Here is a 20,338-nt window from a genome sequence, read left to right on the forward strand (position 1 = left end):
GTTGACATACATCGTACAAACAAGCGGGCTTACCAAGACATTCAAAGGTCAAGAGGTTGTGTCAAATGTAAGCATGCATATACGAAAGGGAGAAATATACGGTTTTCTCGGCCCGAACGGAGCAGGGAAAACGACCATCATGAAGATGCTGACGAGCCTCGTAAAACCGACAAGCGGCGAAATCAATATTCTTGGACATAAGCTGACAAATCGATCTTACGAGATTCTCGGCAAAATAGGCAGCATGATCGAATACCCGATTTTTTATGAAAACCTGACAGCTAAAGAAAATTTAAATCTGCATTGTGAGTATATGGGATACCACAATAAAGCCAAGATTCAGGAAGTGCTGGACATGGTGAATTTAAAAAATATCGACAGCAAACCTGTCAAAACATTTTCGCTTGGTATGAAGCAGCGTCTTGGAATCGCGCGGGCCATTCTCACCAAACCCGACTTGCTCATCTTGGATGAGCCGATTAATGGCCTTGATCCTATCGGAATTAAAGAAATCAGAAACTTATTTCAAGTATTGAGCAAAGAGTATGGAATGACATTGCTCATCTCAAGCCACATCCTGAACGAAGTAGAGCAAATTGCAGATACAATCGGAGTGATTCGGGACGGCAGGCTTGTTGAAGAAGTATCGATGGAAAGCGTAAGGGGCCGGAACACAGAGTACATTGAACTCGTGACGCCGAATCAATTGCGTGCTTGCTTTGTGCTTGAACATGAGCTTCAGATTACTAATTTTAAAATACTAAATGATAAAACGATCCGAATTTATGATGCCGAAGCTTCTCAAACAGCCATCTCTAAAGCTCTGATTTTGAATGATGTAGAAATTGAATCCATGAATAAAAAGCATACTTCGCTTGAGGACTACTTCCTCAGCTTAATCAACGGCAACGCGGTCAACGCATAAGGAGGCGGAGAAATTTGCTGAATTTGATGAGAATCGAAATGAAAAAACTGAAGCTGGGCTGGTATGTACGCGGAGCCGTATTTGCCAATTTCATCATTCTCGGTTTTCTGTGGATGGTGACCTTTACAGAAGGCAAGGAAACGTTCCAAACGATTGATGACACATTTCTTGTGATCGGCACTTTCGTCAGAGCCGTTTTTATCGTGTTCGGCGCTGTGCTGATCTCAAAATTAGTGATTTCAGAGTTTAAAAACAAGACAATACTTGTGATGTTTACGTACCCGATCAACCGAAAAAAACTGCTGGCTGCTAAACTGCTGATCGCGGCCGGGCTGACCTTCATCACCATATTAATATCAAATGCATGCGTTGCAGCTGGTTTTTTTCTGCTGAACGCAATTTATGGAGTCATCCCCGGCGTATTAACAGCTTCTATCGTGTCTCAGCAGACTCTGAAAATAATCGTTTTTGCTTTTGGAGCCGCCGGAACAAGTTTAGTGCCCATCTTTTTCGGAATGAGAAAGTACTCTACTGCGGCAACGATCATCTCCTCTGTTGTCATCATCATGCCGATCAGTTCCACAGGCCCTGGCTTTTCTATTTCTTCAATTGTGTATATACCCTTATCTCTTGCCGCAGTCGGTCTGTTTTTTTCCTTTTTGGCTGTAAGGCGTATCGAAAAAATAGATGTATTCTAACGGAGTTGAAGTTCAATGCTGAATTTAATTAAATTGGAGTTAAAAAAAACAAAATTAGGGTGGTATTACAAAGGTGCAGTAATTGCAAATCTATGTATTCTCGGTTTATTGTGCCTGATCGGATCAGAGGAAAAAAACCTTACTCAAGGCCAAATGTCGATGGCTGACGCGGCATCCATGCTGCAGCTTATCGGGATTTTTGTAAGATCTGTGTTTATTGTTTTTGCAGGCGTGTTGATTGCCAAACTGGTCATCGGAGAGTATAAAAATAGAACCATCACGGTTATGTTCACATATCCGGTCAGCCGCAAAAAACTGATCGCCGCAAAACTTTTACTCATCGGCGGATTGACCTTTTTGACAATGATCGTGTCCGAACTGATTGTTGCATTTATTTTCTCGCAGCTCAATAATGTCTATCAATTCAGCCCGGAAAAGCTGACGATGCAAGCCATAGGAAATGAGATTGGCAGTATGCTCATTTATGCTGCTTCCTCCACAGGATTGAGTTTTATTCCATTATACTTTGGAATGCGCAAACAATCAGTTCCTGCCACCATTGTGTCATCCTGCATTTTGATTACGCTGATCAGTCAGCAAAGTCCTGGATTTTCGCTTGCTTCTATTATTTATATTCCGATTTCATTGGCTGTAGTAGGGATTGTCATCGCGTTTTGGTCGATTCGAAAAATTGACCGGGAAGATGTGTTATAAGATCTCCGTATATAGTGAAGGGAAAATTGACGGATTCCAGGCCTTTACCTATACTTGAAGAACTGAAACAACAAGGAAAACGGGTGAACATGTCATGGAATTTGAAATTCGCTATATTTCTTTTTACGTCATCCAGGTCGACGGCAAGGATGAGCAGGCCAACAAGCAATATAAACATTTTCAGACGCTGGATACAGAGGAATTTGAAAACAGCGAGCTGAAGGATTTCTTAGACGGGGAATTGAAAAAAATCGTCAAGCGGAAAGCCGAACGCCATCCGAAGTCAGAGCAGGTGCCGACGAAAATCGGCCGCTTCATCACAGAGCCGGGGCATGAGCTTGATTCTAATCCGAACTACAATCTGTTTCACAAAACAAAACTGGCAGAGACAAAGGAAGAATTCAATGAACTGAGCGAACAGTTCGTCCGCACATACCTCGACACGAGCGCCGTCAGGGGAGGCGTTTTTTTAGTGGCGACAGCCGTTCCGCGCAAATACTTCGATGATACATTTGTCTTTGTCATGAAGTGCGATTTTGAACCGAAGGTCGCTTCGATTGCCGATGAATCATCGCTGATCCGCAAGGTCGAAATGGCGATCACGACGAAAAACATGAAATCGATTCAGTATCCGTACATGCCTGAAGAAGGCATGACAGAGGAAAGCGAAGTGAAAATCCACCAGGCCTCGCACGCCCGCTACTTTGAAGACTTCTTAAAATTCGTCGAGTACGGCGAGTCGATGCCGGAAATCATGAAGTCACAAGTGATGAACATGGTGCAGGAGCACGTGTACGAAGCATTTGAAGACAAAAGCGAAGAACTCCAGCAATTTGAACACGACCTCGAAATCTGGGAAGCGAGCGAAAAGCGGGAGATTCAGGAACGTCTCGACACCCATCAGGTTATCGAAGCCTCCGCCCAGATCGTTGAGCACATGCCTGAGGCAGAGCTGAAAATGAAATTGGGAGAAACCGAGATTAAAGGACTGCTGGCTGAATTCGGAGATTCGATCCACCTTGCCAAGGTAAACGGCCGCTATGTCGCGCTGATAGAAGCCGAGACGATTTCGTTTGAAAAGGGCAGTTCTCCGGTCGAGTTTTATAAACCTGAGGGGCTGCATGAGGTGATTGAGCGGATACGGAATAAAAGTGACAGGGAAGATGAGAAATAAGAAAAGGCATCCGTTTTTTGGATGCCTTTTGATTTTTCATCCAGATAGATGAGACTGCTAAATATATTTTCATGTAAATTACTGTTTAATAAGGTGAATATAAACATAATAATGCCGATATATAATGATAGAAAGAATTTGAGGGGAGGTACCCAATGCGTCTCAATAGTCAATACATCCGTACACAGCTGATGGTCCAGAATATGTTGAAAAGGAATGCGGCTAATACAACTTTAAAAAATGTCTCTTCTGATATAACTGCCCTTGCGAAGAAGGCCAGCAGCCAAGCGGGAAGACCATCGAAGGAAAGTTTGAGCAAGCTGAACTACTCAAAGGACAGTATTGTCAATCATGCTGGAGCTTTCAGAAGGGCATACGAAGCAGCGAATGATCAAACTGTAGCAGATACAGGGAAAGAAACGAAAATTAATGCCCAAAACCCCTATGTGTCAGAAAGTGATATCAGGAAAAAAATCTTAGATGAAAAATACAGCAAAATCAATGCAATGAACAAAACGAAACCTGATCCTTTAGGCTATATTAAGGATAAATACAAAAATTCCAATTCCCCTTATTTCAGAAATGACTTGTCGGCAGCAGAAAGACAAGCCGCATATGACAATGAAACTGAGTGGCTGTTCAAAGGAAAGGCGCAAAACTATAATATGCAGGATGCCGCATTTCGAAATGAGACTTTTCATGGGGAAGTAGAGACAGAGAATGAGAAAATATATCAGCGCAGCCAAGTCAATAAACAGCTTCAAGCGTTGCTGGATCAATATCATATTGCCATTCCAGCGGATACGGTGCTCACCTTTACGATTTCACCGATTGATTATCAAGTAAAGGTGAGCGGAACAGATGATGAGCAACTCATCCATCAAATTGAACATATATTGCAATCAGGAGAAAACAGCAAACAGTTATTTCTGCACATCATGAAAAGCTTAAGCAGCGATTCAGCGCAATATTCGAAAGAAGCGCAGCAAAAATATCAGACGGTTCGCGAGATATATGAGGTGACAGGGTATCACCTGAAGGACTTGAAAGTGGTTGATGGCCGATATGTAACACCTGACGGTCGTGATTTGTTAGATGTGTATAAAGAAGAGCTGGAGAAGGATCCCGTCCAAAAGAAAACGGCTCATTTCGCAATCGCTCATTATGGAGCAGAGCTGAACAGGCTTGCGGAAGCCGGATATGATTCTGTTCCGGATTTTATCTTATCGATTGACTACAGCAACGGGTCTTTGCGGGATACAGGGCAAAAGAAGAGCTATGGAACCGGGGATACGGCTTGGCTAAGAGAACTAAAGCGCCGAACGGGTGTGAATGATTAGTTAGGCAGGAACGTATTCGATAAGCGAATTTCCTCTATCAGGTTGATTTTCTTAATAATTGAATTTTGCGTTGCGGGTCATCCCACCACCTGTTAAAATAAGGATAACTTTAAAGAACGGAGGGATTTCCCAAATGGCATACATCAGATTCCGATTGAACTTTGTCCTCGCTAACTAAATCGTGAACAAAGTCTCTGCCTGTGTGCAGAGTAATCGGGATTAGTCTGCCTGTTTTTAGGGGACCCTTATGCAATAATAGAGGGAGAGGCGCGGATTCCAGCGTCTCTTTTTGCCTTTAAGAATAGCTTATCTGAAGCTTGCCTTTAGTTTATTAGTCATATCTTTTTTCCGTTTACTTTCCAGCACAGGCAGACGACCTGTACTTTTTTATTAAAAACCTTTAGTAAAGGGGAAAATCGTATATGACAACTGTAAATGAGCAAATTGAACATATATTAAAACTTGCGGAAAAACACGGCCTTCGGCTGAAACGAATGCGTGCGGAAATCAACGAGTCCGGCATGGATTTTCAAGTCGTTTTTGCCGAAGATAAAGCAGGCAAGAGATGGGTCTTAAGAAAACCGCGGCGCGACGATGTGATTGAAAGGGCAGTGTATGAAGGAAAAGTGCTGAAGCTTCTGCAAAACCGTCTTCCCGCCGCTGTGCCGGATTGGTTCATTCATACCCCCGAACTGATTGCATATCCGGAGCTTCCGGGTGTTCCTGCCGCAGTCATTGACATGGAGATGAAGAATTACGTATGGAACATGGATCATGAGCCACCGGCTGAAGCGTTTACCCGGTCATTGGCAAAAACGCTCGCGCTATTGCACGGCATCGATCATAAGGCTGCAGAAGATGCGGGCATGCATGTGATGAATCCGGATGGTGTCAGGCAGTCAAAAGCAGAACAGATGGAGCGGATCAAAAGAGAGCTCGGGGTCAGCGGCGAGCTCTGGGAAAGGTGGCAAAAGTGGCTCACCGACGACTCGTATTGGCCTGAACATACGGTGTTTATCCATGGCGACTTGCACCCGCCGCACATTTTGATTGACCAGCATCAGAGCATAACTGGGCTGTTGGATTGGACGGAAGCAAAAATCGCCGACCCGGCAAAAGACTTTCTGTTATACCAGACGATTTTAGGAGAAGCTGAAACCGCCCGGCTCATTGCTTATTACGTAGAAGAAGGAGGACGCGTCTGGCCGCGGATGAAAGAGCATATTACAGAATTGCAGTCCGCCTACGGCATCGAAATCGGCATGTTCGCCCTTCAGACAAAACAAGAAGATCACTTGAAGATGGCGCTGGACGCGCTTGGCGTCAGACATTAAAAAAAGGGCTGTCGATATCAATCGACGGCCCGTTTTACATCATAATTTTTTCAATCACAGAAAAAAAAGCTTTTTTTTCTTCTTCCGACAATTTACCGAAGAGCTTGTCGATCAAGGCCTGTCGGTTCTCCACCATTTGTGCGGCGATCCTCGTTCCTTCTTGTGACAGTTCGATCCAGACGGTGCGCCGGTCATCGTTATTTCTCGATCGGATCACAAGACCCTCTTTCTCCAAATGGTTCAGAGCTGTTGTCGTTGCTGATGGAGACAGGGCGACCTCCTGTAAAATCTCCTTTATCGTACATGTTCCGTGTCTGTAAATGATTCGCAAAATAAACCCTTTGCCGCTCGTGATACTTTTCGGAATCGTTTCTTCGTCTAATTTCTTTGAAGACCGCAAATATTTCGTGAAAGCATGGTCCAATAGATTCGCTTCAATCCGATGGTGATTCATGAAGGTTTCCTCATTTCCGACATCGTGTAGTAGATCAGCAATTTCATGCTGACCAAACAAACATAGGTCTATTTTATCATAAGCGAACGCCCCGCAAAAAACGATTTTATGAATTTTAAAATGAGCCATTTAATTTCTTTTGTTATCAATTCATAAAGATAATAATTCTATTATGAAATAGTTTTACAATGGATATATTTTGTTTTAGAATGAATTTGTGCGTCACATAATCTCACCAGGTTTTGTGAGAAACAATGAAAATTTGGAGATGAAAATTTTGAGTACACTTCAGCAATTAATCAATCATCATATGGAAACGTCAGATGGGTTAGAAGCATTGTCCGGAGGAGATCGAACGTTTACGTTCAAAGTGTATCATCAACGGGTGAACCAGCTGGCTCATTATCTGCTGGAGGAGGGTGTTCAAAAAGGAGACCACATCGCGGTTTTATGTAAAAATAATCATCATTTTCCCGTCATTTTGCTGGCGTCTCTTAAAATCGGAGCGACAGTCGTGCCGTTAAGCTGGCAGCTGACATCATATGAATTAAAAGGAATCTTGAACAACTGCCGGCCGAAGGTGATGTTTTATGACTTGGAATTTGCCGATATACTATCGCCGCTCCGCGAACAGCTTCAGTTCTGCCTGATGATTGAAGCGGGTGCGGGAATGAACACGACTGAACAGTTTGAGAGCTTATTTAAAAACAGGCCGCTGCAGGTGGAAGCTGAGCAGGTGACAGAGCATGATCTGGCTTTAATGCTGTTCACTTCTGGCACGACCGGAAACCCGAAAGGCTGCATGGTCAACCACGGTAGTCTGGCCGCATACTTGACAGAGGTGAACGTGAAATCGAAGCAGCTGAAAGGCACGCGCTTTTTGGCGAGCCATCCGCTCTATCATATGAGCTCGCTCAACCATGTTTTTCAGGCGGCTTTTGAAGGAATTGCCCTTTATTTCTTATGGGACCCCGAACCGTTTGAAATCCTGCAGGAGATCGAGAAGAAACGCATTCATATGATGATGGCGTTTCCTTCCGTCTACACCTACATGCTGGAGGAAATGAAAAGACATCCATTCGACCTGTCATCTGTGAAAATGCTTGTTTCCGGCGGAACCAAGGTGCCGGCGCGGCTGATTAAGGAGTACAATGATCTTGGAATCCTGATGGTGCAGGGGTATGGCAGCACAGAAGCATGGACGGTCAGCGTATGGCGGCCTGATATGGGCTGGGATAAAGTCAATTCAGCCGGCAAGCCGATTCCGCAAGTCCGGATAAAAATCGAAGATCCTGATACACATGAAGAGCTGCCGAGGGGTGAAGTTGGAGAAGTCGTCGTTAAAAGCCCGTATGTTTTTGAAGGGTATTACCAAAATCCTTCCGCCACGCAAAAGGTGCTGAAAGACGGCTGGTTTTATATGGGGGACTCCGGCAAACTCGATGAAGACGGATTTTTATATATTACCGGCCGGTATAAAGATGTCATTGTCTACGGAGGCGACAACATTTATCCGGACCAAGTGGAGGAAATCATCGATCAAGTGCCCGGAGTAGTTGAATCGGCCGTCATCGGCGTCCCCGATGAAATGTACGGCGAGGTTCCGAGGGCGTATGTGGTGAAAAACGAAAGCTCCGGCCTCAAGAAGGAGGACATTATCGCGTATTGCAAAGAGCGCCTGTCCGACTATAAAATTCCTGAGATTGTCTTTACCGACAGTCTTCCGAAAAACAGGCTCGGCAAAATCGTCAAAAAAGATCTGCGTGAACTGGCTGTCAAAGGACAGTGAGCGCATTGACCGAAAGCTTATCCAGCATTGGATAAGCTTTTTTTGCGGATTCCTTGCATCAGCTGCCGTTTTTTGTAACGTTTTCCAGTGCTAAACCCACTACAACATTAGGAGGTGTTGACAATTGAAATCGAAATGGAGTGCGATAGTGGTATGGGCCGGTCTTTTATTGCTGGCCGGATGCGGGGCACAGAAGGAGGCTGATCCCCCGCGCGGCAGATCAGCGCAAAAAACGGAAGCCTCGTTTTCTGAAGCTGAACAGCGGTTTGCGCTCGCCTTGTTTCAAGACATGATAAAAGAGGAAGGGAGCCGGAAAAACATCTTCCTCTCGCCTTACAGTATTCAGCAGGCACTTGTGATGACGGCAAACGGTGCCGCGGGAGACAGCAGAAAGGAACTGCTCAGCACTTTAAATCTCAGCCAGGCGGATATGGCATCGATCAACAGGGCGTCACAATCTGTGAATCGCTCACTTGAAACGCTCCCTCACGGCGAATTTTCGTCGGCCAATTCGATATGGACCAAAAGGGAGCTGAAAGAAAGTTTTAAAGACGCGATCAAAGGCCTTGGTGACGCCTATCAGCTTCAAAATGATCCAGATCGGGCAACAGAGGAAATCAACAGCTGGGTCAAAAAGAAAACGAAAGACCGCATCGATCAGATCGTTGACAAAGTCTCGTCGAATACGATTGCCTACATCATTAATGCCGTCTATTTTAAAGAAAGCTGGAAGCACCCATTTGATCCTCATATGACAGCGGAACAGCCATTTTATTCAGCAGACGGCTCCGCAAAAAAACACCCCATGATGACGCAGACAAACCGCTTTCCTTATCTGGAAAACGAACATTTTCAAGCCGTCAAGCTTCCTTTTCAAGACGAAGGTCTGTCATTGGCTGTTTTTCTGCCGAAAAAAGCGGCAAGTTTTGAACAGCTTCTGGCTGGCATGACGTATGATCAGTGGCGCGCCTTGCATAAGGACTGGACGATGAAACAGGTGGAGCTCAAGCTGCCGCGCTTCTCATTTCAAACAGACTACATGTTAAATGAACCGCTTAAACGGCTAGGAATGAAAACCGTGTTTAGCAGCGCGGATTTTTCAAATATGTTTTCTGGACAGGGTGCCGCTCAAATTAATAAAGTCAGACATAAAACATTTATCAAAGTAGATGAAGCGGGTACCGAAGCATCCGCGGCAACGGCGGTTGAGATTGTCGAATCAGCTCCCGTTCCTGAAGTGACGATGACTGCAGACCACCCGTTTTATTTTGCGATTGTTGATGAAACATCCGGAATGATTCTTTTTGTAGGCAGCGTGGCAGAGCCGGAGGATGATTAAACCTGTTAAAAATTCTATAATTTTATAAAATATTCATTAAACTTCCAGCTTTATTACCGATATTAGGAAGGGAGTTCCTTTATGGTGATGAATAAACGGGAGGCAAGGACAAATGAAAAAAAGTTTGTATCTGTTCGTGTTCAGTTTGTTTTTGATGGCGATTCCAGCATTTTCGGCTTCGGCAAATGTTTACGAAGATGAGTATGAACCCAACAATTCTTTCGCTGAGGCTTATGATTTAGGATTGTGGAAATACAAGACGATTTCGGCGACGATTCACAGCGAAAGCGATAAAGATTATTACAAATTTTACGCGACAAAGGGAGAACAGCTTGCCATTCACCTAAAGAACATCCCGGCAAATACAGATTATGACCTTTACTTATTTAAAGATTCTTACGGCTATCCCGCAGTAGGATCTTCTGAAAGAACGGGAAACCAAAATGAAATCATCCGCTTGGATGTTCCGGAGACAGGCCGATACATTGCGGTCGTCATGTCTAAAGACGGTTCATATGACGGATGGGGATTTTACAGACTTGAGTTTATCGACAGAATGAAGAGCGGTGCTTATACGGCGAATTTGTCTCCGTCATCCATCTCAAGCCCGGGACAGGGAGTCTTTTCTCCGGTTGCCGCAATCAATCTTGCCAATGTCTCGGCCATTCCCGAAGGGGCGATTGTGAAAAGCGTTTCCGCCGAGGGAACAATCTCTCCGAGTCTCGGACACACCTACAGGGAAGTTCTGAACAAGGAAGAAGGCGTTTGGCACACATCAGTTTCAGGCGGCACACTGTTTCCGGATCTAAAGCCTGAACTTGCGCTTCCGGTCAAAACGACATGGAATGTGAGATACTATTCGCTCGCTTGGAGCAGTTCAACGTGGAGATCGCCGCAGCTGAAGATCAATTATCAATACGATTCAACATACGGCTGGTAAACAGATCCATATTACGGCCGATATAAAAAGTAATCGAATGTAATTGGCATGAAAGGAGCTCCCATGAATATTAGAGACAGGGTAAAACTTTCGCTTTATTCCGAGCAGCTGATGAAGCCTGCCGCCGCGGAGATGCCGGCCAAGACTAGAGGTTCCAAGAGAATGGCCGTCAGCCAAACAGACACCCTTTCCATCAGCAAACAGGCTGAAGCGGCTCAAAAAAATGCACCGTCATTACGATCACAAATGAACGGCGTTCAATTTGAGATCTATAATCTTTATGTAGACAGGCAGCGTTTGAACAGCCAGATCGAAGGGGCGCTGCGGGAGAACGGAATTTCCCTTTCCGAAAGCGAACATCTGACATTGCATGTTGACGGACATAACCGGATTACAGTTGAAGGCATGGAAGACGAACAAAAAAGAACCCGGATCGAAGCTGTTTTAAACGACAGCGATAAACGGTTCGGTGCGCGTCTGTTGAGCCATGCGGAACTGATCGGTGAACAAAATGGAACGCCGTTGGATAAAGAAGCTTATGAAAAATGGCATGTGAATGAGTTTTTGAAAACGATCACCGGGCTGTCTTTGGCTGATGTCAGTTTGGATGAAAAAGGAGAGCTTGAAGGCGGAAATGAGAAGCTCATCCAAGTGATTGAAGCAGCTAAAGACCCGAAAAGTGACATGGAGAAGAGCTTTCAAAACATGCTGAAGAAGTTGAAGAATGTCCTGGCAAAAGGGCCTGACACCATTGCGGACAGATCGGCTTCTTTCGGCTATTCCGGCGGAACGCTCATCGATCTCAATGTATCAAAAGGATTCTCCGCGGGGCAGCTGAACGAGTGGCTGGATGATCCATTTCTTAAAGAAGTCTTGCTGAACAATTTTTAAAAGACCTGGCAAAGCGATTTTGCCGGGTTTTTTGTTTGTATAAAAAAATTCGTGAAAAAAATTTCAAATTTCGCATTGACCCTCACGTTGCGGGATACTTTATAGTCGATATCGAAGGGAGGTCAGATGGATGAAAATGAAAGTAAAGGAAGTAGCCGATTTAGTCGGCATCAGTGTGCGCACACTGCATCATTATGATGAAATCGGATTATTAGCTCCGTCGGAGACAACCGAAGCCGGATATCGGCTGTATTCAGATGACGATCTGGAAACGCTGCAGCAAATCCTGTTTTTTAGAGAGCTTGACTTCCCTTTAAAAAAGATTAAAAGCATTCTTGAGAACCCTTCATTTGACAAGAATGAGGCGCTTCAGCTCCATCGGAAGGCGTTGCTGGAGAAGAGAAGCCGGCTTGATCAAATGATTGCGACAATCGATAAAACGATTCAATTTGCGAAAGGAGAAATCAACATGACAAACGAGGAAAAATTCGCGGGATTTGATTTCAGTCAAAACCCGTATGAGGAAGAAGCGCGGGAACGCTGGGGCGATGAAGCCGTCGACAGATCGAAGGCCTATATCGAATCGATGTCCGAAGGTGAACGAAAAAAGATGGAACAGCAATATGATGCCATTTACAGAAAAATTGCCGCTCTTAGAGAAGGCGCCCCAGACTCAGAGGAAGCACAGGCAGCTATAAAGGAATGGTACGACTTTCTAAACAATAACACCGGCCACAGCTATTCGCTTGAAGCTTTCAAAGGTCTAGGACAAATGTATGTGGCTGACGAGCGCTTTACGAAAAACATCGATCAATACGGCGCCGGCTTGGCAAAGTTCATGTGCGACGCCATGACGGTGTTTGCTGACAGGAATAAGGAATAATCGCTGGAAACCGCCTGATAAGGTTGTGAAATGACCTTTTAGGCGGTTTTTTTGAAGTTGCGCTTGAGTCTGCAAAAACAATTCATAATGCCATTAAAAAAACAAGCCGCTGTTTGACACCTGCTAATTTTCAGAGTAATATATTTTTTACAAATCATGTACGGTTAAACGATATTGAGGAAGAGCAAGTACGTGTCAGAGCATGGGTTTAAGAGAGTCGGTGGCTGGTGTGAACCGATGCCCTTCTGATGCCGAATGGGCTTCTGAATCGCTTCGCTGAAAGACAGTAGGCGGGGCCGGGATGTTCTCTCCGTTATCAAGAGAAGCGTATCGAAAGGGCTGACTGTTCCCTTTCCGTATGTTCCGAGCGAATCGTTTATGCGATTAATAAAGGTGGTACCGCGAGACCCTCGTCCTTTTGTGACGGGGGTTTTTTGTATTTTTAAGGAGGTGGTGGCCATGGAGGAAGGCTGGCCGGAGTGGCCGCATCATGTTAAACGGAAACGGAGGTGTGATGGTAAATGGTGATTGCAACGGACGATTTGGAAACGACATGTCCAAATTGCAATGGAAGCGGAAGAGAAGAGCCGGAGCCTTGTCCAAAATGTTCGGGAAAAGGTGTGATTTTGACGGCGCAGGGAAGCACATTGCTCCATTTTATAAAAAAACATATCAACGAATAAAAAGGACAGGTGTTGAGAGTTGAGTCGAGCAGAGAAGAGTACAACTGAGCAGAGCGGCCATATTCAAGGCGGCGTTCGAAAAGCGGCCGGGGTTGTTTTTATGGTATTTGGGACGATGTGTTTTGCTTCAAAATCCATTTTTGTCAAATGGGCTTATGAACAAGGTGCACAGCCGGAAGCGGTGCTGTTGTACCGGCAATTATTTGCGGCGCCGCTGTTTTGGCTGATTTTTATAGTGTATCGTTCAAAGCTTCCGGCTAAACCAGAAAAAACGGAGATTTTTAAAGCTTATGCGGCCGGATTGCTTTGTTTTTTTCTGTCGCCATTGCTTGATTTTATCGGCCTTCATGATGTTTCGGCCATCGTTGAACGGATGATTGTGATGAGCTATCCCATATTCGTATTGATGATAACGGCTTTTGTAAATAAAAAAATGATCTCGGGTCAAACGTTTGCCGCCATCATGCTTGTGAATGCCGGGCTGTTCTTGGCTGTCGGCGGATGGGATGTGCAAGCATTTGAAGCGAACCTGTCAGGGGCTTTTTTGATCTTATTGTCCGCTGTTGCCTATGCGGTCTATCTTGTTGTGGCGGGAGGACTTGTCCGTCAAATCGGCGGGATTCGGATGAATGCCTATGGAATGTCGGCGGCAAGTCTTGCGATGGCCGGTTATGCGCTGCTTCGCGCGACGGGAGAACAACCGGGAATCCTGCTTTCTTATCCTCCTGCAATGTATGGTTTTTTTATGATCATTGCGGCGGTGACGACGGTCATTCCTTTTTTATTTATGCTGGAAGGCATGAAGCGGATAGGAGCGGAGCGAGGGGCCGTCATTTCCATGATCGGCCCCGTCCTCACGATCTTCGGAGGTGTTTTGTTTTTAAACGAACGTTTAACTCCCGTTCAGTGGCTGGGATGCTTCTTGGTGCTTCTGACCATCAGTCTGCTGGAATACCGGAAATAGAAAAAGGGATTCATATCCCTTTTTCACTGCCTTTATGCATTTTAAATGCATAAAAGTCGTTCACTCCGTGTCGGCCGTTTTCATGACATATGTTCTAGCCGCGAAATCGTGGACAGCTTGTTTCGTTCCTGAAAAAACGACGGTTAAATAGAGCAGACTGAAGACGATATGCACCCATGAGACGATGTAGCGCACGAAAGCCTGCCAAAGCTTAATCCGCTGGCCCGTATCATCAGAAACGATGCAAATTTTAAAAATTGCTTTTCCAATCGTGCCCTGGAGCTTTGTCAGCGGCATCAAAAGCGGATACAAAACGTATACCAGCAGGGCTGCTGCAGCAACCTCAGGAGATCCGTCTCCGAATATCAGTGCGGATGAAAAGTGTAATCCGACCGCCAATACGCAATCGATCAACCATGCCCCCGCTCTAACCCAAAAACCAGCGTATTGCAATATGTATAACTTCCTCTCTATTATAAATGAATGATAAAAACACAACATTAACCATTTTATAGTCTTTTTTTCTATTTTTAAATAAACCTTTTGACCTCTTTTATAAAATTTTACTTTTCAGCTAAATCATACTGATTTTCATTATCGGATTTCCCCCTCCTGAAAGTTTTGATAAAATAAATAAGTTGTAGTATAAGATACGGAGGTTTAAACGTGGGAAAAGTAAAGAGAAATATGCCTTGCCCCTGCGGCAGCGGGCTGAAATATAAAAAATGCTGCGGCAAAGCAGAGGGAGCGTTTCCGGCTGTCGCGGTGCAGGAATTGAAACAAATCCAGAAAGACGTCATGGAATTCGCCTTTACAGAACATAAAGATACAATCGATCAATTTCTCAATCAGTATTCTTTTCTGTCAGACTTGGATCAGTCTGCACAAAAGATATGTGTTTTTAACCTGGGCGTGTGGGGAGTATTTGCCCGTCCGCTGGCAGATGGAGGATTGACGATTTTTGAAGACTTTTTGCAGAAAAAAGGATCTTCGATTCTCAGATCGCAGACAAAGGAAGCCGTTCAATCGTGGAAAGACCTCTCACCCGCATTGCTGCGTGTGAAACATATAACAGATGGCGGCATTCGCTTTGAGGATGCTGTAACAAATGAAGAGCTAACCGTGAGGATGAATGTGAAACGGGAAGGGCCTTTTGTAGGCGAGTACGTGCTCGGCTTTCCGATCAAGATCGGAAGCCATACCGAGTTCTTCTTACAATTCACCATCTATCCTGCAAAAATGGCGGATGTTCTCAAAAACAGGCTAAGCGAGGCTTTAAAACGTTTTACAGAAAAAGGCGGGACGAAAGAACAGCTGATGAGAGAGGATTTTCATCATGTGTTAATGCATCTTTGCCGGCAGGAAGAGAATGCACCGTCTGAACAAGGGTCGGAAGACATCGAATGGGCCAATGAGATGGAAAAAGAAACAGCGCTCGTTTTTGAGAAAGGTATGCTTGACGAAGGACATTCTGAATCATTTGTGTCCTGGGCGGTCGGCCTTTGGAAATCGTATTGTGCCAAAAAAGCACCGGTCATTAAAAAAACAGAAGCCTTTGCAGCTGCTTTGGAGTATTTTATCAATTCGATCTCCAAATCGGAAAAATCGATATCCCAGGCAAAGCTTGCAAAAAAATACGGCGTCAGTGCTTCGACCGTATCGAATCGTTTTAAAGATATTGAAGCCGTTCTGCAGGATGAACTTGACCATCATCTTGAGCTTATGCCTTCTTAAAAAGCTCACACAACTGCTAAACCTTCCGGGGAACCGGAGGGTTTTTTGCGTTTGATTCTGATTAAATCTTGAGAAAGATATTTTAAGATATCGGTACCGATCAGATCAAACAAGGAGAGATTATGATGAGTACAATTCTACTGGAAACAAGGCATCTTCAAAAAAAGTTTGGAAGGTCGCCAGCGGTCTCAGACGTCTCATTGTCAGTTAAAAAGAACAGTATTTACGGATTGCTTGGACCGAATGGAGCTGGAAAATCAACGACTTTAAAACTTTTAACCGGAATCTTAAATCCGACTGCCGGGGACATTTTGTTTGAGGGACGGAAATGGAAAAGGTCCGTATTAAAAGACATCGGTTCTTTAATAGAATCCCCGCCTCTGTATGATAATTTAACAGCCTACGAGAATGCCAAAGTGCATGCCACATTATTGGGTCTTCCGGATGCGAGAATTACAGAGGTGCTTAAAACTGTTGATATGCATCATGCCGGAAAGAAAAAGGCGGGGCAGTTCTCTATGGGGATGAGGCAGAGGCTGGGGATCGCCATCGCCCTTTTAAATCGCCCTAAACTACTCATACTTGATGAGCCCACTAACGGTCTTGACCCGATCGGTATACAAGAGTTGAGGGAACTGATCAGGTCATTTCCCAAGCAAGGGATGACGGTCATATTATCAAGCCACATTTTGTCGGAAGTCGAGCAGATCGCAGACCATATCGGGATTATCAGCGGAGGGTACCTCGGATATCAGGGGAGAATCAATAAGGGAGACGATCTTGAGCGGCTTTTTATGGATGTTGTCAAATCAACGCGGGAGAAAGAAGGCGGAGAACAATGATCGGATATTATGTAAAAGCGGAAAACTTGAAGTTTAAAAGAACATTTTCGAGAAAAATGATCTTCATTGTGCCTTTGATTAATATTTGCTTCGCCTTTTTAATGAATCCGGGATTTTTTGTAGCAGGTACATATAATTGGTGGTCTATCATCTTCATGCCGGTTATGATCGCATTGCTTTGTGCACTATCACACCAGAAAGAAAAGAAAGCGTCGAATTATAACGGCATTTTTTCTTCTCCTGTACAGTTACATATGGTCTGGTATGCAAAAATAAGCGTCATTGCGCTCTATTCTTTAGCATCTCAAGCTGTTTTTTTAGGATTCATGGTTGTGATGCAGTTTGTCATTCCTCAATTTTCGAGTATTCATTTGACAGTCATTGCCGCGAATCTGCTGCTTTGGCTCACGACACTATGGGAGATCCCCATCTGTTTATGGATAGCGCGAAAGTTCGGGTTTATATCTGCCGTTTTGTTCAATATGCTGGGCAGTATCGTGTTGGGCATCATGTCGGCATCAAGCCCTTTCTGGTGGCTGAATCCTTGGAGCTGGCCGATCAGGGTCATGTGCCCGACCATTGGTATCCATCCAAACGGTGTGCCTCTTGAAAACGGTGATCCTTTAACGAGCTGGGCAGTCGTTCCTCCGGCTGCGGTTCTATCTGTTGTTTTATTTGCTATTTTGGCTCGTCTCACCAGGCGGTCTTTTTCCCCTGCCGTTGATCGCAAATCGATAAAACGGGAGGCGGTTTGATTTGTTGTTATTTTTCAGATGCCTGGCGACTGATTTTCAAAAAACAAAGCGTACATCTTTTATTTGGCTTCACTTGACCGTTCCGGTTATCTGTGCGGGTGTCTTTCTGCTTTATTTCTATAACAGAGAACAGGATCCGTATCAATTATATCGCACGTATATTGAAGCAATTGCGATTGCGCTGCCGCTTCTGATTGGAATTGTGTGCGGAATGACGGCTTCATTAGAGGAGCGGGCAGGTCATTTTCAAGTGCTGTTGGGCAGTACGGCGCCTAAATTAACGGCTTATTTAAGCAAAGTCACGCTGCTTCTGATCATGAACATTTGTGCGTTATTCTTGGCTATTGGACTCTACTTATTGGGGCTCAAAGTTCTTTTTCATGTACCGAACCTGCCAAGCGCCCTTTTTTTAGAGGCTGGGGCATGGCTGGCAGCTGGAAGTGTCACACTTTATTTCATTTATTTTTTGATCAGCTGTATATTCGGAATGGGGGCTTCGGTTTTAATAGGCGGGGCAGGCCTTTTGATGACAGCCCTGATGAATACCGGATTGGGCGATGTTATTTGGAAATATAATCCTTGGGCATGGGGAATCAGGCTGGCAGGGTATAAGGGAATTGACCGATTTGTCCAAATTGATCCGTCCCTGCGTTCTGTTCTATACGGGGAAATCAAGCAGGGGGCTTTCATCTTGGTATTTGCTATAATAGCTGTATTCGCTCTAAGCATCATTTGGTTTACCCGCTGGGAAGGAAGAAAAGCTTATGAATAATGAAAAAAGGGTGGTCAGCAAGTGGCGAAAATTTTGGCAGTAGATGATGAGAAAGATATTCTTGTACTCATACAAAATATTTTGCGCCGCGATCAGCATCAAGTTCATACGCTAAGTCAAGTTAACACCGAATCTCTCGACGTGTTTTCAGGGTATGATTTAATTTTGCTTGATGTGATGATGCCGGGGGTGGACGGGTTTGAATTATGCGAGAAAATCCGGCCGCTGGTAGATTGTCCGATTCTGTTTCTCACCGCTAAGACGGAGGAAGAGGCCATCGTTAAAGGCCTCTTGACTGGAGGAGACGACTATATTTCAAAACCCTTCGGCGTTCTTGAGCTCAGTGCAAGAGTAAATGCACACTTGAGAAGGGAAAGAAGAGAGAAACACGAGACTAAACGGGTGATTTCCGGTTTTTTATTTCACTTTGACAGCAAAGAAGTATTTATTCATGATCAAAAGCTGAATTTAACAAAAAATGAATTTAAAATATGTGAGCTCTTGGCTCAGCATAAAGGACGAACCTTTACAAGAGAAGAAATTTATGATCATGTATACGGGCTGGAAGGCAATGCTTTATACTCAACGATAACCGAATTTATCCGCACGATTCGAAAAAAATGCAAAGAACACAATAGAGATCCGATCAAAACGGTATGGGGCGTAGGATACAGATGGGAATAATCCGTAAAAAAAAGACGCTGCGCAGAGAACTGATCAAATATATGCTTACTTTGAGTCTCTGCCTGATCGCGATCACAGGTTTATATGTTTTGATCAATATGATAGGAATGAATGCAGGGCTGTTTTATCCTGCCAACTACAATGAAATCGAAGCTGAAAAGCTTAAGCCCGGGCTTCAATCGGCTGAACGGATAACGGAAGACATGATACCCGATACGATGCTGTACGCCATACTGGATAAAAAATCGAAACAAAAGACAGCGGGAAACATGGAAGAAACGAATCTTTCGATTGTACGGAAAAAAATAGAAAGCAGGCCATATGTCACTTTGAGTCAAAAAGGCTATATGATCATCGAACGCAAAGACGAGTATTGTGTATTGGAGTATCCTTTGCGCGCTGAGTTTCGGTCTCCCCTGCTGAGACGGCTTCTCCCGAACTATGAGCTGACAAGCATTTGCATCATCATTCTTCTTTTAATTACGGTCGTTTTTACGGTGACAACCCGATTTGCAAACAGGTTAAAAGATCATTTTCAAACATTAAACACCATCGCTGAGCAAATAAAAAAACAGAATTTAAATTTCACTCCGGAGTTCTCGAATATTAAGGAATTTGATCATGTGATCAGTTCCCTGATGGACATGAGAAATGCCCTCCAAGCCTCCCTCCGGGCGCAGTGGCATTTAGAGAAAACGAAAAAAGAACAGATCGGCGCATTGGCTCATGACATTAAAATTCCAATGACCATTATTAAAGGTAATGCGGAGTTGCTGAGCTTATCACCGCAAAATCAAGAGCAGTCGGAATATATCAGATACATCCTTGATGCGGGGCAAAAAATCGATCAGTACATTGACCAATTAATCCATTTGTCAAAAACGGAGGAAGCATTACATACCGAATACAGAGAAGGTGCTGTGAAACCGTTAGTCGAAAGTGTTCTTAATGACACTGAAGCTTACATAGGGAACAAATCGATTGACATTGTGTTGAAAGAACAAAACCTTGAAGGGAAAAAAGCAATGTTTGACAAACAGCTGCTTCATCGAGCGTTGATGAACATCATGACGAACGCCGCAGATCATACACCAGAAGGCGGGAGAATCGATTTTGAAGCTGTGTGTACGGCGGATCAATTGATTTTCACAATCACTGACAGCGGAAAAGGGTTTTCTCAAGAAGGCCTGCAGAAAGCTGCCGAGCTTTTCTATATGGAAGATAAAAGCCGGACATCGAATGGACATTACGGTATGGGACTTACCTTTGCGCTTCGTGTTGTCAAGCTTCATCAAGGTGATTTAGCGATTAAAAACGGTGAATCAGGAGGCGGACAGGTGCAAGTGACCATCCCGCTCTGAGGCCAGATCATCATCATTCCATATCCCATCATGTCATCATCCCAAACCTTCCGACATCAGCC

21 protein-coding genes and 1 other annotated feature are annotated in these 20,338 nt (G+C 44.4%); of the genes, 19 read left to right on the forward strand and 2 right to left on the reverse strand.

The window, feature by feature from the left end:
- The first annotated feature begins 1 nt into the window (after position 1).
- The 6 genes from BTA31_RS15690 (at position 2) to BTA31_RS15715 (ending at position 6,185) form a co-directional block, all read left to right on the forward strand.
- Positions 2-925, forward strand: coding sequence for an ABC transporter ATP-binding protein (locus BTA31_RS15690; protein WP_076793101.1), 924 nt, complete (start codon positions 2-4; stop codon positions 923-925).
- Positions 926-939: 14 nt separating this feature from the next.
- Entirely contained in the window at positions 940-1,623 is a 684-nt protein-coding gene (locus tag BTA31_RS15695) for an ABC transporter permease (RefSeq protein ID WP_076793102.1), read from the forward strand.
- Positions 1,624-1,638: 15 nt separating this feature from the next.
- Complete coding sequence (locus tag BTA31_RS15700) at positions 1,639-2,337, forward strand: ABC transporter permease (protein ID WP_076793103.1); 699 nt, start codon at positions 1,639-1,641, stop codon at positions 2,335-2,337.
- 94 nt (positions 2,338-2,431) lie between these two features.
- Positions 2,432-3,511 (forward strand): DUF3900 domain-containing protein, encoded by a 1,080-nt coding sequence (locus BTA31_RS15705; RefSeq protein WP_076793104.1) that lies wholly within the window; start codon positions 2,432-2,434, stop codon positions 3,509-3,511.
- 155 nt (positions 3,512-3,666) lie between these two features.
- Complete coding sequence (locus BTA31_RS15710) at positions 3,667-4,851, forward strand: DUF4885 domain-containing protein (protein ID WP_076793105.1); 1,185 nt, start codon at positions 3,667-3,669, stop codon at positions 4,849-4,851.
- Positions 4,852-5,273: 422 nt separating this feature from the next.
- The gene (locus BTA31_RS15715; RefSeq protein WP_076793106.1) at positions 5,274-6,185 is read left to right on the forward strand and encodes a macrolide 2'-phosphotransferase; all 912 of its coding nucleotides are present in this window, start codon (positions 5,274-5,276) and stop codon (positions 6,183-6,185) included.
- Between the two features lie 34 nt (positions 6,186-6,219).
- Here BTA31_RS15715 and BTA31_RS15720 read toward each other — a convergent pair whose 3' ends face one another.
- Positions 6,220-6,639 (reverse strand): MarR family winged helix-turn-helix transcriptional regulator, encoded by a 420-nt coding sequence (locus BTA31_RS15720; RefSeq protein WP_076793162.1) that lies wholly within the window; start codon positions 6,637-6,639, stop codon positions 6,220-6,222.
- A gap of 277 nt (positions 6,640-6,916) precedes the next feature.
- Between BTA31_RS15720 and BTA31_RS15725 the strand changes: the two genes are divergently transcribed.
- The 7 genes from BTA31_RS15725 to BTA31_RS15755 all read left to right on the forward strand — a co-directional run bounded on the left by BTA31_RS15725 (position 6,917) and on the right by BTA31_RS15755 (position 14,128).
- Positions 6,917-8,428: a class I adenylate-forming enzyme family protein gene (locus BTA31_RS15725; protein WP_076793107.1), complete on the forward strand. Its 1,512-nt coding sequence runs from the start codon at positions 6,917-6,919 to the stop codon at positions 8,426-8,428.
- A 124-nt stretch (positions 8,429-8,552) separates the two neighbouring features.
- Positions 8,553-9,767: a serpin family protein gene (locus BTA31_RS15730; RefSeq protein WP_076793108.1), complete on the forward strand. Its 1,215-nt coding sequence runs from the start codon at positions 8,553-8,555 to the stop codon at positions 9,765-9,767.
- A 112-nt stretch (positions 9,768-9,879) separates the two neighbouring features.
- Positions 9,880-10,707 carry a PPC domain-containing protein gene (locus BTA31_RS15735; RefSeq protein WP_076793109.1) on the forward strand — a complete coding sequence of 276 codons (828 nt, stop codon included), beginning with the start codon at positions 9,880-9,882 and terminating at the stop codon, positions 10,705-10,707.
- Positions 10,708-10,770: 63 nt separating this feature from the next.
- Positions 10,771-11,598, forward strand: coding sequence for a DUF4885 family protein (locus BTA31_RS15740; protein WP_076793110.1), 828 nt, complete (start codon positions 10,771-10,773; stop codon positions 11,596-11,598).
- A gap of 130 nt (positions 11,599-11,728) precedes the next feature.
- Positions 11,729-12,481 (forward strand): MerR family transcriptional regulator, encoded by a 753-nt coding sequence (locus BTA31_RS15745; RefSeq protein ID WP_076793111.1) that lies wholly within the window; start codon positions 11,729-11,731, stop codon positions 12,479-12,481.
- 165 nt (positions 12,482-12,646) lie between these two features.
- Positions 12,647-12,902: a binding site (T-box leader), on the forward strand.
- Positions 12,903-13,002: 100 nt separating this feature from the next.
- The gene (locus tag BTA31_RS15750; RefSeq protein WP_043926115.1) at positions 13,003-13,164 is read left to right on the forward strand and encodes a tryptophan RNA-binding attenuator protein inhibitory protein; all 162 of its coding nucleotides are present in this window, start codon (positions 13,003-13,005) and stop codon (positions 13,162-13,164) included.
- 19 nt (positions 13,165-13,183) lie between these two features.
- Positions 13,184-14,128: a DMT family transporter gene (locus tag BTA31_RS15755; RefSeq protein WP_076793112.1), complete on the forward strand. Its 945-nt coding sequence runs from the start codon at positions 13,184-13,186 to the stop codon at positions 14,126-14,128.
- A gap of 60 nt (positions 14,129-14,188) precedes the next feature.
- Here BTA31_RS15755 and BTA31_RS15760 read toward each other — a convergent pair whose 3' ends face one another.
- Complete coding sequence (locus BTA31_RS15760) at positions 14,189-14,581, reverse strand: RDD family protein (RefSeq protein ID WP_076793113.1); 393 nt, start codon at positions 14,579-14,581, stop codon at positions 14,189-14,191.
- Positions 14,582-14,794: 213 nt separating this feature from the next.
- Between BTA31_RS15760 and BTA31_RS15765 the strand changes: the two genes are divergently transcribed.
- The 6 genes from BTA31_RS15765 to BTA31_RS15790 all read left to right on the forward strand — a co-directional run bounded on the left by BTA31_RS15765 (position 14,795) and on the right by BTA31_RS15790 (position 20,276).
- Entirely contained in the window at positions 14,795-15,862 is a 1,068-nt protein-coding gene (locus BTA31_RS15765) for a YecA family protein (protein ID WP_076793114.1), read from the forward strand.
- A 125-nt stretch (positions 15,863-15,987) separates the two neighbouring features.
- Positions 15,988-16,704, forward strand: a complete 717-nt coding sequence (locus BTA31_RS15770; RefSeq protein ID WP_076793115.1) for a lantibiotic protection ABC transporter ATP-binding protein — start codon at positions 15,988-15,990, stop codon at positions 16,702-16,704.
- Complete coding sequence (locus BTA31_RS15775) at positions 16,701-17,459, forward strand: lantibiotic immunity ABC transporter MutE/EpiE family permease subunit (RefSeq protein WP_076793116.1); 759 nt, start codon at positions 16,701-16,703, stop codon at positions 17,457-17,459. The genes BTA31_RS15770 and BTA31_RS15775 overlap by 4 nt, the downstream gene beginning before the upstream one ends.
- A gap of 1 nt (position 17,460) precedes the next feature.
- Positions 17,461-18,231, forward strand: a complete 771-nt coding sequence (locus tag BTA31_RS15780; protein ID WP_076793117.1) for a lantibiotic immunity ABC transporter MutG family permease subunit — start codon at positions 17,461-17,463, stop codon at positions 18,229-18,231.
- A 21-nt stretch (positions 18,232-18,252) separates the two neighbouring features.
- Complete coding sequence (locus BTA31_RS15785; RefSeq protein ID WP_076793118.1) at positions 18,253-18,915, forward strand: response regulator transcription factor; 663 nt, start codon at positions 18,253-18,255, stop codon at positions 18,913-18,915.
- The gene (locus BTA31_RS15790; RefSeq protein ID WP_076793119.1) at positions 18,906-20,276 is read left to right on the forward strand and encodes a sensor histidine kinase; all 1,371 of its coding nucleotides are present in this window, start codon (positions 18,906-18,908) and stop codon (positions 20,274-20,276) included. Before BTA31_RS15785 ends, BTA31_RS15790 begins: the two co-directional genes overlap by 10 nt.
- The last annotated feature ends 62 nt before the right edge of the window (positions 20,277-20,338 follow it).

It is taken from the genome of Bacillus haynesii (assembly GCF_001969855.1).
GTDB classification, from domain to species: Bacteria; Bacillota; Bacilli; order Bacillales; family Bacillaceae; genus Bacillus; species Bacillus haynesii.

What these genes read in the sequence shown, in the direction of transcription:
- BTA31_RS15745 (WP_076793111.1), top strand. Translation starts at nt 11,729, where the DNA reads ATGAAAATGAAAGTAAAGGAAGTAGCCGATTTAGTCGGCATCAGTGTG.
- BTA31_RS15705 (WP_076793104.1), top strand. Translation starts at nt 2,432, where the DNA reads ATGGAATTTGAAATTCGCTATATTTCTTTTTACGTCATCCAGGTCGAC.
- BTA31_RS15710 (WP_076793105.1), top strand. Translation starts at nt 3,667, where the DNA reads ATGCGTCTCAATAGTCAATACATCCGTACACAGCTGATGGTCCAGAAT.
- BTA31_RS15700 (WP_076793103.1), top strand. Translation starts at nt 1,639, where the DNA reads ATGCTGAATTTAATTAAATTGGAGTTAAAAAAAACAAAATTAGGGTGG.
- BTA31_RS15750 (WP_043926115.1), top strand. Translation starts at nt 13,003, where the DNA reads ATGGTGATTGCAACGGACGATTTGGAAACGACATGTCCAAATTGCAAT.
- BTA31_RS15770 (WP_076793115.1), top strand. Translation starts at nt 15,988, where the DNA reads ATGAGTACAATTCTACTGGAAACAAGGCATCTTCAAAAAAAGTTTGGA.
- BTA31_RS15790 (WP_076793119.1), top strand. Translation starts at nt 18,906, where the DNA reads ATGGGAATAATCCGTAAAAAAAAGACGCTGCGCAGAGAACTGATCAAA.
- BTA31_RS15775 (WP_076793116.1), top strand. Translation starts at nt 16,701, where the DNA reads ATGATCGGATATTATGTAAAAGCGGAAAACTTGAAGTTTAAAAGAACA.
- BTA31_RS15715 (WP_076793106.1), top strand. Translation starts at nt 5,274, where the DNA reads ATGACAACTGTAAATGAGCAAATTGAACATATATTAAAACTTGCGGAA.
- BTA31_RS15735 (WP_076793109.1), top strand. Translation starts at nt 9,880, where the DNA reads ATGAAAAAAAGTTTGTATCTGTTCGTGTTCAGTTTGTTTTTGATGGCG.
- BTA31_RS15720 (WP_076793162.1), bottom strand. Translation starts at nt 6,639, where the DNA reads ATGAATCACCATCGGATTGAAGCGAATCTATTGGACCATGCTTTCACG.
- BTA31_RS15740 (WP_076793110.1), top strand. Translation starts at nt 10,771, where the DNA reads ATGAATATTAGAGACAGGGTAAAACTTTCGCTTTATTCCGAGCAGCTG.